9 protein-coding genes and 1 pseudogene are annotated in these 12,720 nt (G+C 48.7%); 7 read left to right on the plus strand and 3 right to left on the minus strand.

The genetic code is table 11. The features are described 5' to 3' along the window. The first annotated feature begins 9 nt into the window (after window positions 1–9). The 3 genes from ACFPOF_RS01595 (at window position 10) to ACFPOF_RS01605 (ending at window position 2,555) form a co-directional block, all read left to right on the plus strand. Window positions 10–987, plus strand: a complete 978-nt coding sequence (locus ACFPOF_RS01595) for a sugar phosphate isomerase/epimerase family protein (RefSeq protein ID WP_378128945.1) — start codon at window positions 10–12, stop codon at window positions 985–987. 30 nt (window positions 988–1,017) lie between these two features. Then, window positions 1,018–1,743 (plus strand): hypothetical protein, encoded by a 726-nt coding sequence (locus ACFPOF_RS01600; protein WP_378128947.1) that lies wholly within the window; start codon window positions 1,018–1,020, stop codon window positions 1,741–1,743. Window positions 1,744–1,811: 68 nt separating this feature from the next. Continuing rightward, window positions 1,812–2,555, plus strand: coding sequence for a sulfite exporter TauE/SafE family protein (locus ACFPOF_RS01605; protein WP_378128949.1), 744 nt, complete (start codon window positions 1,812–1,814; stop codon window positions 2,553–2,555). Window positions 2,556–2,727: 172 nt separating this feature from the next. On the opposite strand, the pseudogene ACFPOF_RS01610 reads toward ACFPOF_RS01605, so the two are convergent. Further along, window positions 2,728–2,951, minus strand: a pseudogene (locus ACFPOF_RS01610) (heavy metal-binding domain-containing protein); the annotation flags it as partial. 582 nt (window positions 2,952–3,533) lie between these two features. On the opposite strand from ACFPOF_RS01610, the gene ACFPOF_RS01615 reads away from it, so the two are divergent. The 4 genes from ACFPOF_RS01615 (at window position 3,534) to ACFPOF_RS01630 (ending at window position 11,928) form a co-directional block, all read left to right on the plus strand. Next, window positions 3,534–6,293: an S-layer homology domain-containing protein gene (locus ACFPOF_RS01615; protein ID WP_378128951.1), complete on the plus strand. Its 2,760-nt coding sequence runs from the start codon at window positions 3,534–3,536 to the stop codon at window positions 6,291–6,293. Between the two features lie 200 nt (window positions 6,294–6,493). Next, window positions 6,494–8,995: an ankyrin repeat domain-containing protein gene (locus ACFPOF_RS01620; protein WP_378128953.1), complete on the plus strand. Its 2,502-nt coding sequence runs from the start codon at window positions 6,494–6,496 to the stop codon at window positions 8,993–8,995. A gap of 152 nt (window positions 8,996–9,147) precedes the next feature. Beyond that, window positions 9,148–10,173 (plus strand): Rpn family recombination-promoting nuclease/putative transposase, encoded by a 1,026-nt coding sequence (locus ACFPOF_RS01625; protein ID WP_378128955.1) that lies wholly within the window; start codon window positions 9,148–9,150, stop codon window positions 10,171–10,173. Between the two features lie 234 nt (window positions 10,174–10,407). Further along, on the plus strand, window positions 10,408–11,928 hold the full coding sequence (locus tag ACFPOF_RS01630) for a malate:quinone oxidoreductase (RefSeq protein WP_378128957.1): 1,521 nt from the start codon (window positions 10,408–10,410) through the stop codon (window positions 11,926–11,928). 60 nt (window positions 11,929–11,988) lie between these two features. On the opposite strand, the gene ACFPOF_RS01635 is transcribed toward ACFPOF_RS01630, so the two are convergent. After that, the gene (locus tag ACFPOF_RS01635) at window positions 11,989–12,381 is read right to left on the minus strand and encodes a type II toxin-antitoxin system death-on-curing family toxin (RefSeq protein ID WP_378128959.1); all 393 of its coding nucleotides are present in this window, start codon (window positions 12,379–12,381) and stop codon (window positions 11,989–11,991) included. Between the two features lies 1 nt (window position 12,382). Then, a complete protein-coding gene (locus ACFPOF_RS01640; RefSeq protein ID WP_378128961.1) occupies window positions 12,383–12,646 on the minus strand; it encodes an AbrB/MazE/SpoVT family DNA-binding domain-containing protein in 264 nt (87 codons plus the stop codon). Between the last annotated feature and the right edge of the window lie 74 nt (window positions 12,647–12,720).

Raw genomic sequence — 12,720 nt, forward strand, 5'->3', positions numbered from 1 at the left:
GAAAACGAAATGACGATGAAAATAGGCATTGATAGTTTTAGTATCTGGGAATTGAAGTTGGATGCCTATCAATCTCTTGACTACGTGAAGAAATTGGGATTGCAAGGGATCCAATTCGATGGGCTAAAAGAGCTCGCCGAGGAGCTTGATGTCGGCAAACTTAAGGATATCCGCGATTATGCCGATTCGCTGGACTTGTATGTCAATATGGGCGTAGACACGATGAATCCCATTCTGGTCAAAGGCTCATTAGACGAGCACAGGGAAAAAATCATTTCCCACATCCAAGCTTTTGCGCAAGTCGGCTGGCATGAGTTCAGAACCGTCCTTTGCATGTCGGACGAAAATTACACCCATCCCGTACCTTGGAAAACCCACCTGGATGAAAGCATTCGTTTCATCAAAAGCTTGAGGCCCGTTTTGGAAAAGCACGGATGCAGGGTGAATCTGGAAAACCACGGCGATAGTACGTTTGATCTGCTGAGGGTAGTCGAAGCTGTAGGTCCCGATATATGCGGAATTTGTCTGGATACGGCCAACACCCTTGTGAATGGGGAAGATCCGGTTCTTGCCGCAAAGCGGGTGGCACCTTATACGCATATGACGCATATGAAAGATGGAATTACGTTTTTTAGCGAAAACGGCATAAAAAGGCAAGGGAAAGCGCCGGGACAAGGAGTTGTCGATTTCGCGAAAATCATTCCGATCTTGGCGGAGTATAACCCCGATCTGCAGCTTTCCATCGAAGATCATAAATGGATATTCGAATTCCGCTTATACGACAAGGATTGGATGGACAAGAATCCCGATCTTACTCCCTATGAAATTGGGCAATTTATCAAGCTGGCATGGCAGACGGAGCAGAAGCTGGCCAGCGGAGAAATGCCGAAGGTGGAGGAATATGAGGCGATTCCCTATCTTGAACAGATGGAGGAGAGGCTGACATTCGGTCTTCGGCATCTGGAAAAAATAATCAATGGGAAATGATGGGGTTAGATTTCGCTGAAGCCGCACAATTTGGTCTACAAAGCGAAGCTGGCGATCGCAGCCGGCATGGAGAATATTCTGTTCATGAGCGGAACGTGGATGCTGGAAGACAACTATTGGGAAGCTCTGGCTGCAGCATATCCGTCGCTGCGGGAGTTTGATGCGGCGTGTACGGAGGCGCAGCGGACATATGTCGTCCATCTTGCCTACGGAACGAGCGGCGCCTATGCGGAAGAGTTCGTGCCGGCGGCGCTGCCGCTGCTCGCGGGATTGCCCGTTCAACCCGTTCGCGGGGATCAGAACACCGACGACGGGGAACTGCTCCTCTTCTTCGGCGACTATCGGTTAAGCAAGGAATGGCAGGCGAAGTTGCCTCTCTATAAGAAAGTCGTGTTCGACCGGGAAGCGATGGCGAGAAACCGGGAGATCATTCAGCAGCTTCACGACGAGGGAGCCTGCGTGGCGATCTGGGACCACAATGCGGGCTCGTTGTCCGCCGACGAGGAAATTCCGCTGCTGCGTGAATTCCTGGACCGGGAGACTTGGCGTTTCCCGCGGCTTTGCGAAGGCCGGGATATCGGGGTTATCGGGGTCGGGGACAGCGGGAAGGTGCTGCTCATCAATCTGCGGGACACCGAGAACCGGGCTGTGTTGCAGTTGCCGGACATAAAGCTGCCATTCGTTCTCAAGCCGTTGTCCTTCGCAGTGCTGAACCCCTCGGGCGCGCTCGAGGAATTCCCGACGATCATCGATTGATCGTTGCTTTTTGCGGGAGGGAGAACGAGTTGTTACGCAAGAAGCGACTTTATAACCGGAGGAGTTACATGCACATTACCTCTTTGCAATTATGGGTTACCGTTATCAGTGCAATAATGGTTGGTTTTACGAAAACCGGAATCCCGACATTGGGAATATTTGTCGTGGCTTTAATGGCTGCCGTATTTCCTGCTCGGGAGTCAGTCGGCATTCTTACTCCCATGTTTATTACCGGGGATATTATCGCCATTTTTTATTACCGGAAAGCTGTCGTTTGGAAGCATCTTCTGGTTCTTCTGCCCTGGGTTCTCGTCGGAATCGGAGCCGGGTTCGGCGTGCTGGGCAAAATCGGCAACGAGGTGCTTTCCGTACTCATCGGTACGCTCGTATTGCTAGTTATTCTTCTTCATTTGTTTAAGAACAGATTGGAAAGTACACTGAATTTCTCGATGGCCAAATCAATCGCGTTTAACGGCGGGCTTGGCTTGCTCGCAGGTTTCACGACGATGGTCGGCAATGCCGCGGGCGGCATCATGTCGACTTATTTCCTGGCAAAAGGAATAAACAAAACCGCTTTCGTCGGAACGACCGCTTTTTTCTTCTTTATCGTCAATCTAGTCAAAGTCCCCTTTACGGCCTACCTCGGTCTCGTCACCCCACAATCGCTCCAGCTCAACGCGTGGATGATTCCGATTGTTCTCGCAGGTGCCGTCATCGGCTACAAAGTGCTTCCGTTCATTCCTCAGAAACAGTTTCAGGCTATCGTTCTGATTCTGGCTGCTCTTGGAGGTTTGAATTTGATCCTCTTCTAAGTTCCGCAATTGACTTTTCTATGTCGGGACACCGAATCGCAATCGGTTTTAGCAATCCGGCGCACGTATCCGGTTGTCGACGTAACGCATCTGCAGAATAATCACAGTCGGAATTAGGATAAGCGCAATAACATCATTTTTCAGGTTATGGGTCACTGGAGGAATCCCCCATTTAAATTGATATCTTTTCGGACATCGTAATTCCGATCTCTCCCGAATCAAATCGCATCATCACGATCGCGTTGGCACCCGTAGCGGAGCATTCTTGATCATGAGGTCTATCGCGGATTTGAGAGCGTCTTCGATCATCTCGGTGTATTCCTTGATCTCGCCTCCGTCGATACTGCGAAGACCCGCTACGATGTTGCCGCCTTCACCGCGACTTCTTACAACAACAACACTTAATCATAGTAATATTTATCAATTAATGTGATTAAGATTACTCTGAGCTCTACCGTTCACGTGAGATCTCCTTCATAACATAGCGTCATTCGTCGGCATCACGGGCCCATTTCCAATCATCCGAAGAATGCGGATCTCCTAATCGTGCCGCAACCGTACTCATACTCTTGAATGACCTCTCGAAGTACGGTTTCTTTTCCGTTTGTCGATCGATAAATGGCTGAATAGGGAATTCTAGCCTGTTTAAAAGTCTGCTTATCATCCATGCCAGATCGATTTATTCGATGCAATAAATTATAAATGAGCTTATAGGCAGCCAATCCATACCGTGGATTCAGCTAAACATTTGATATAACTACAATTAAACTTAAACTGAAGAACAACAAAACAATAACTAATTATCAATAATTTAAATCAACCAACAACTGGTTTATACCTCAAAATAATATTTCCACGAAGACACTGTGCCCTCGCAGGAATTTTTACAAACACCCGCAACGCATTAACATGTAAATTTACATTTGACATTTATACTGGAATCGATACCATACTGCATTTGAAGGAGATTACGGAGAAATGAATAGAAAATTGAAGGCTTTTGGTTCCGTTTCATTCGCCTTTTTAGTGCTTTCGCAGAGTGCGGCGACGGTGTCGGCGACAGAGAATACCGTTTCCGCTGCTCCAATTGGAAAGTGGATGTCCGGCGAGTATCACGTTCATACGGTCCAATCTGCCGATGCATCCGAGCCTTACATGAAATTGGAAAATGTACTCAATGCTGCGTTTCGAGAGAATATAGGTCAGATGCCTGCGGAAACAGTTACTTCGTTGAGTTTCGGCGCTCCCTTTGACTACATTGTACTGTCCGATCACCTGCGAGATTCGCCGAGAAGCCCGGACGGCGCCGATAATCTTACTGCGCGCTGGCAAGCGATCAAAGATCAACAAACCAAACTTGCAGCACTCCAGGCTGACCGTAAGTACCAAGGCAAAATCGTTTATTCCGGTTTCGAGTGGGATATGATGGGGCTGGATCATGGTTCGGTAGGGATCATTGACTCCAACAGCAACGAAGTACCAGTCGAGGCGATTCACCAATTCGAGTGGCTGTACAGCTATGACACCACTCCAGGCATGTTTCACTCCGATGAAGCAACTCTTTGGGGAGCAAGGCCTCAAAAGGCTGACTTGAAACCCGACAAAAATAAAACTCTTGAGGCAATCGGATGGCTGAAAACGAATTACCCGGAAAGTTACGTTTTGCTTAACCATCCGTCCCGACATAACGGCGACAGCAGCGGTGTTGTCACAATTGAGGACATTCGCAAAATGAATGATAAGGCTCCTGAAATCGTGTTCGGCATGGAAGGCTTGCCTGGTAACCAGATGGCAGCCGGCAAGAATAGAGGGGAATTAGCTGACATATACGGCGGGGCTGACGTCATGGTTGCCAAAGTTGGCGGCATATGGGATTCGTTACTTGGCGAGGGTCGCCGTTTCTGGAACTTTACCAATTCCGACTTTCATTTCAAGGTGAGCAGCAATAGGAGTTACTCTAGTGGCTACTGGCCTAGTGAATACTCGCGGAACTACACTTGGGTTGAAGGCAACACCTTTAAAGATGTCGTAGAGGGAATGCGCTCAGGCAAATCCTATTCGGTATTTGGCGATCTCATCAACGCGCTTGATTTCAAGGCGGGAGGTGGCGGCAAACAGGCGGAAATGGGCGGGAATCTGCAAGTGACAGAAGGGGACCTGACGACGATCACCATTCGTTTCAAAAGCCCGGAGCAGAACAATTATGCGCCAATTAGCGCTCATCCGTCTTCGGTCACGAATGCGGTTAAAGTCGATCATGTCGATCTGATCTCTGGAGAAGTGACTGGCAAGCTTGATGCGAGCCAATATGCAAGTAACACTACGAATGCCACAACGAAAGTTATTAAACGTTTTACAAAAGAAGACTGGGGACAGCCGGATGCCGAAGGTTATTACACGATATCCTATAAAGTTCCGGCAGACAAAAACCGTTATTACCGTCTACGCGGCACGAACCTGGGAACAGACGTCGAAGGTTTCACAGCTAACGGCGAACCGCTGCAAGATAAGTCTTATGACTACAACGGTACCCCAACGCCGACAGAGAATGAGACACGTTTTAACAACATTAATGACCGCAACTACACAAGCTTATGGTTTTATTCCAATCCGATTTTCGTAGACGTTGAAGCGCTTAGCGACGAACAGGCAGTGAACGATACGATTGCAAGCGTCACAACAACACTTGGCGATACGAGCGCGGTTAGCTCTAATGTTGCCCTCCCGGTTGAAGGGTTGCACGGCACCAAGATCGAATGGAAGAGCAGCAACACGAATTATATTCGTATCGATAACAACAACGCGATTGTTACACGTCCATCTTCCGGCTACTCGGATGCGAACGTCACATTGACTGCCACGGTATCCCGCGGCGAACAAAGCAAAGATAAAAATTATACATTTATCGTAAAAGCTTATCCTTACACCGGCACGCCAGGCAACGGTATCGGCAAACCAAATACGTCAGTCTCGGGCAGCGGTGGAACAATTGCCGCAGATGCCAACGGCACGGTTACAATTACACCGGACAAAGGTTACCGGGTTAAAGAGGTTACAGTGAATGGAGTATCTAAAGGAGCGCTCACCCAATTGACCGGTCTGAAAGCTTCGGACCAAGTGGTCGTGACTTTCGAGAAACTGCCGGAAGAACCTGAGAAGCCGACCAATCCGACAGAGCCGACTAAACCAGAGGTGACTTTCAACGATATTTCGAATCACTGGGCGGCTTCATCTATCCGTTATGTTGTAGAGCATGAGCTGTTTACGGGAACGGCGGCGAATACGTTTAGCCCTGATCGTACGATGACTCGCGGCATGTTAGTTACGGTTATGCACCGCTTAGCTGGCAAACCGGAAGCGGGGACCAACCACTTCCAGGACGTCAGTGAGAATAGCTACTACCGTGACGCGGCCGCTTGGGCTAGCCAGAATAACATCGTAAACGGGATGGACAGCACTCGATTTGCTCCGGAACAATCTGTCACCCGCGAGCAACTTGCTTTGATCCTTTTCAATTATGCTAAAGCGAACAAATGGAATGTCAACGGCAGTCAGTCTTTAGGGGGCTTCTCGGATGCGAATAGCCTCTCCAAGTGGGCGACTGACGCGATGAAGTGGGCTGTCAGCAACCAAATCCTTTCCGGCAAAGGAAACGGTATTTTGGATCCGAAAGGCGCGGCGTCGCGCGCTGAGGTCGCGGCCATCATGAATCGTTTTATGGCAGCCTTTAATCTGTAACTTATAGTATTTGTTGAACAGAAGCGCACCTGTAGAACTATCAGTAGGCGAATCCCGAGAGGGGGCAAGCTGATGTTCTGGAGGTGCGCTTTTTTGCTTTTAGCAGTCGTGTAAGTGGTAATGATTTTCATATTAAAGAAATGATTCCTATGTTAATATTTAGGAAATTAGTCTATTAGTCGTCGTCGGGGGGCTTGGATATGTCGCACGAGAAGTATATGGAATTGGTCAAGAAGCTGGAGGAGTCGTCAAGAAGTAATCCGAAGGGCTATAAGTGGAAAATAATTGGATTGGTCAGTATTGGCTTTGCTTATGTGGCGGGGATATTACTACTGCTTCTTGCCTTGGCGTTGACACTCCTCTTGACGATGTTCAAGCATCCGCTTCTGCTAATTAAGCTGGGGATTCCGATTGGCGGATTAATCTGGGTTATTCTGAAGTCCTTCAACATTAAATTTGAACCGCCTGAAGGCATAGAGCTTACGCGCGATTCTGCGCCTGAGCTTTTCCGAGAAATTGATGATCTGGGCAAAAGTCTGCGTGCAATCAAAATACATAAAGTCTTGTTGACATCGGAGTTCAACGCGTCGGTCGTGCAAATTCCGCAAGCCGGCGTATTGGGCATGCACCACAATTATTTAATGATCGGGTTGCCGCTTATGCAGGCGCTAACTCCGGCTCAATTTCGTGCGGTGCTTGCACATGAAATGGGACATCTGTCGCGGTCTCACTCCAAGTTCGGCGGTTGGATTTATAGGCTTCGCCGTGTATGGGGACAGCTAATGGAGCAATTCGAGGAAAGTGGACGAAGTGGGCAATTTTTGTTCAGACGTTTCTTAAGGAGCTACTCTCCGCGTCTTAATGCGTATACGTTTGTTCTGGCCAGAGAGAACGAGTATGAGGCTGACCGATTGGCTGCGAAAGCGGCTGGGTCGCGGAACATGGCAGACGCTCTTATTCAATTGAGCGTCCGTGAGTCACAATTGAACGAGTTTTTCTGGCCGGAAGTGAACAAGTTGCCACGCTCGCAAAATCGACCACCTAAAGTATTTACCGACATGAAGGTATTTTTGGACAGACCTGCTGGTTCTCCTGAACATGCCAATCGGGCTCTTAAACATGCTCTTCGTGCCGAGACATCGTATGATGATACGCATCCTTCGCTTGCAGAACGGTTGCAAGCGCTGGGAGAGGACATGCGATTGCCGGAATATGAGGAGCGGTCTGCTGCAGAAAATTATTTGGCCTCATCTTTGGCGTCACTAATGAACCAATTGGATCATCAGTGGCAGGAGGAAGTCGAATCCAATTGGTCGGAGCGGGCGGAGCAGTATGATGCCATGCGCGAGGAACTGGACAAGCTTCGGACAGAACGTCCGGACGAACTATCGGAGCAGCAAGTCTGGCAATTGGCGAGAATTACGGAGGAACTCCACGGTCCATCTGACGCTCTGCCTTTGTATGAAGCGCTCATTCAAAGAAATGACAAATTGGCCCCAGCCTACATGGCGGCGGGGACAATACTGATTCGAGAAAGCAATGCTGCAAACGATGAGAAGGCCAGAACTTACATAAGCCGGGCAATGGAGCTGGATTCGGACTATACGTTCGCATGCTGCGATGAGTTGATCGCCCATTACGAGAAGCGGGGCGATGATGCAAAAGCTCAGGAGTGGTTGGAGATCGGCAGAAATCATGCCCGTCTTCACGGATTGGCAGTGCAGGAACGTGAGACCATTCAACCGACAGACGAGTACGAGCCACACGGTTTGGAAGATTATCAGTTGGTGCCGTTCATTAATGAATTGCAGCGTTACCCGATATTAAAGGAAGCTTACCTCGTTCGTAAGAAGGTCAAATATTGGCTGGATAAGCCGCTGTATGTCCTACTCATCCGCAACAAACGTAAATGGCTAACTGGAAAACGGAAGATAGCGGAGCTTGTAGTCCGCAATTTGGGACAAGATGAGGCGTTGCTACCCGGAACGGCGATCGTCGTACTGAATACACATCGTAAGTTCAGGAGAGTTCGCGATCAAGCTCAACGGCACCCGGAAGGTTGTCTGTTTCAAAGATATTCGGTGCTCGAACGGGTGAGCCCGATCCGAATTTACAAAGATGTGGTTGCGAAGCGGCTTATGCGAGCAATCGACCTGAGGAAAGCTGGTGCGGTTCGCATGTGGCTGGCTCTCGGAGCGGATCCGAACGGCCTGACAGACAATATGTTGCCACTTTCGCTTGCCGCTCATGAGAACGATATTGCGACGATGAACGCGTTGCTTCGTGCCGGTGCTCAAGTGAACGGCATAAATTCGGATGGGAATACACCGTTGTTCTGGGCGGCGTACCAAGGCCACGAAGAGGCTGTTGGCTGGTTATTGAAGCAAGGTGCGGATCCGAACGTGCGTTACGTGTCGGGCCGCTCTGTCTTGTCGCCTGTATGCATGCATGGCTATGAGAACATTCTGAAGTTGCTTTTGGCAGCTGGGGCAAAGCCGATCTATACCTGTCATGCAGATGGAGAGACGCCGCTCATGATCGCTGCTTACAACGGTAGATATGAATGCGCTGAGATACTGATCGAAGCCGGCGCCGATCCGAGTACGAAGGACAATCATGGCAATACGGCATTAAGCTTTGCCAAGCAATATGGTCATGAACGGATTGTGGAATTGCTGCAGCCATGTGTGGCTGCCGGATAATCCTTTACACGGGAACAATCGTTCGGTATAGTTGTTTTATAAAAGTGATCAATCGTTGAGTGAAGCACACTCCAATTTGCGCGAAATCGCGCTTTGGGGTGTGCTTTTTTCATTCGTTCGTATGATCGCGATGAAGGGGGGAGTGGTGTATAATGAAGGCAACGGACCGACGAAAGAAAGAGAAACTGAAGCTGGATCAGATGATGCGCGTGTTGTTTCGTTTGTCCAAGCGACTGACGATTCAGCTTATCAACGGCTTGTTCGGCGAAAATTTTGCCAGTTCAGATGTAGAGGCGATTCATTATGGCAATGCCGAGTTTGTTTTGGACGAATACGAACGGATTATAGGCGACCTGTTTATGAAATTGGACACCCTCCGAGGACCCGTTCATTATCACGTCGAGTTCCAGACGCTGAACGATCAGTCGATGGTTATTCGCATGTTCCGCTACGGCTTCGAGAAAGCGTTGGAAGTGTCTGCGGGAGAAGCTGAGGACGGCGTACCGCTTGTCATTTTCCCGAAGCAGATCGTCATTTTCTTGGAGGAAAATGAAGCGATATCCGACGAATTGTTGTTCAGGATGCGGATGCCGGATGGGACGGAGACGGTGTACACTGTGCCGGTGTTGAGGCATTGGACGCTGACGCCCCGCGATTTGCAGGAGCGGCAACTGTTCGCGCTACTGCCGCTGAAAGTGTTCTCTTCACGCAAGAGTATGAGGCTGATCGCTACTAGCGGGCTGTCCGACGATGAGAAACGGCGGTTGTTTGCCGGGGAATTCGTACGATTGAATGAGACGATCAGAGAAACGCTGGAAATTATCAGCGAGCTTCATGGGAAACGGCAATTATGGCTGGGAGATATAGATAAAATTTTGCGCGTGTTGGATAGCATTGTGAACTACTTATACCGAAATTACGGCAATAACCAACAAACCGAGGAGGTTAGTCGAATGATCAAGACGTTCATAGACCCGGAAATATTGAAAAAGGGACGGAAAGAAGGACGGCGGGAAGGCTTGCAGGAAGGTATGCAGAAGGGCATGCAAAAGGGTTTGCAAGAAGGTAAAGCTACGGTAGCCCACAATTTGCTAAAGCTTGGGGTCGATATCGGTACGATCGCTGAGGCTACGGGATTGACACAAGAAGAAGTGGCGAACATGAACGAGAGAACATAAATTAATCGAGCCGATTAATCGATTCGAATCAAATGCGACACCGAATCCGGGATTTCGGAAAGGTGTCGCATTTGATTGTTAGGAAACGGCAAAATCGGCTGTTTTATCACCTATTCTGACTTCTTCCAACATTGGTACAAGGACATTATTTTAATCTATTTCCAATAGTGTTACACTGTAATAGATGATAGTCGAATCGGGACGTAAAACGAATGAAATAAGGAAGAGGTAATCATGAGCGAAAGACAACAGCAAACAGACATTATTTTGATCGGTGCCGGAATTATGAGCGCCACATTAGGGACGCTTCTGAAGGAACTGGCGCCGGATTGGAACATCTCGGTGTTCGAGAAGCTCGGCAAAGCAGGGGAAGAAAGCTCCAACGAGTGGAATAACGCAGGCACTGGCCATGCGGCGCTGTGCGAATTGAATTACACAGTCGAGAAACCGGACGGTTCCGTCGACATTAGCAAGGCGATTCAAATTAACGAGCAGTTTCAGCTCTCAATGCAGTTCTGGTCTTATCTGGTGAATAACAAACTGATCCGCAACCCGCAAGATTTCATCATGCCGCTGCCCCACATGAGCATGGTTCAAGGGGAGAAGGACGTTGCGTTTCTGAAGAAGCGTTTTGAAGCGATGTCCGGCAATCCGCTGTTCGAAGGGATGGAATTTTCCGACGATCCCGAGAAGCTGAAGGAATGGATTCCGCTGATTATGCACAATCGTCAGGCCAATGAACAAATCGCCGCAACCAAAATTGACACGGGCACCGATGTTAATTTTGGCGCTTTGACGCGCAATTTATTCGAACATTTGGAGCACCATAACGTAAAGCTGAATTATAATCATACCGTTAACCACATTAAACGTAAAAACGACGGTTCGTGGGAACTGAAAATTCGCAATGACAAAGGGATCGTCGAACGTCATTCGGCGAAATTTGTCTTTATCGGCGGCGGCGGTGGAAGCTTGCATCTGTTGCAAAAATCCGGTATCCCGGAAGGAAAACGTATTGGCGGGTTCCCTGTCAGCGGTATTTTCATGGTGTGCAACAATCCGGAAGTCGTCGAGCAGCATCATGCGAAAGTGTACGGAAAAGCGAAAGTCGGTGCTCCTCCGATGTCCGTTCCTCACTTGGACACCCGGTTCATCGACAATAAGAAATCGTTGCTGTTCGGACCGTTCGCCGGCTTCTCTCCGAAGTTCTTGAAGAACGGTTCGATGTTCGACTTGATTACTTCCGTGAAGCCGAACAATCTCACGACGATGCTAGCTGCCGGCGCTAAGAACATACCTTTGACCAAATATTTGATCGAGCAAGTGCTGCAGTCCAAGGAAAAAAGGATGAATGAGCTGAGGGAGTTCATCCCGAACGCCAAAATCGAGGATTGGGATCTTGTCGTTGCGGGCCAGCGCGTGCAAGTCATCAAGGATACGCAAGCTGGCGGCAAAGGCACCCTGCAATTCGGCACGGAAGTCATCAGCGCGGCCGACGGTTCGATCGCTGCACTGCTGGGAGCGTCGCCGGGTGCTTCCACCGCTGTTCACGTCATGCTCGAAGTGATGAAGAGATGTTTCCCGCAACGGATAAACGAGTGGGAACAGAAAATTAAAGAAATGATTCCTTCCTACGGCTTATCGTTGTTGAAAAATCCGGAGCTTCTGCGCGAAGTTCATGCCTCCACGTCGGAGGCACTTGGCTTACATGCCAACGCTCCGAAACAGGCTGCTCGCGAGGCTTTGTCTGTGTGATAACGAAACGATGGGGAATGATTGATAAAGCAAACAGGCTGCCGATCGTCGGCAGCCTGTTTATTTGCTGTGTTTTTCTATGATTTCCGCGATCTCGAGAAACGAATACTTATGATTCACCATGTCTACCGTAAAGTCTTCGGCTGCTTTCTGCTCCATGTCGAAATCAAGACCGTTATTTTTTAGAAATAGAACAAGAGCAATGAAGGCTGTTCTCTTATTGGCATTATGAAAAGGATGGTTTTGTCCGAGAGACTCAAAAAGGGCGGAGGCTTTCTCCGATATTGTGAGATAAGCATCTAGACCAAAAGCAGAAGATTGCGGACGTATTAAGGCTGACTCTAGTAAGCCGCCATCTTTCACGCCAATAATCTCTCCCGGGCTGTATTTCTGAATGACTGCGACGTTAATGGCGATGGCCTCTTGAACGGTAACATAGCGGATTTCTGGCATGTTAACGATCCTTTAGACCCTTGATCGTCTCGTCGTACTGTTCCATGACTTGAGACAACGTTTCCATAAAATCAGGACTGATCCCTGCGGGCAAAGTGACCTTGTTTGCCTTTTTGATCACGATTTCGCCGTCTCTTTCCCGGACGTCGATGGTTACGGTATCTCCCATATCAACGCCAATTTGCTTTAGGGCTTCGGTCATTGTAATGCCCAAACTATTGCCGAATTTAGTTACTTTGCGTTCCATATCCATCACCTTGCCCACATTAAGCTCAACTCCTTAATTATATTATTCAACTGTTATAACAATTATACGTATTTTAAATCATAATTAATGGT

Source organism: Cohnella soli (genome assembly GCF_042655525.1).
GTDB classification, from domain to species: domain Bacteria; phylum Bacillota; class Bacilli; order Paenibacillales; family Paenibacillaceae; genus Cohnella; species Cohnella soli.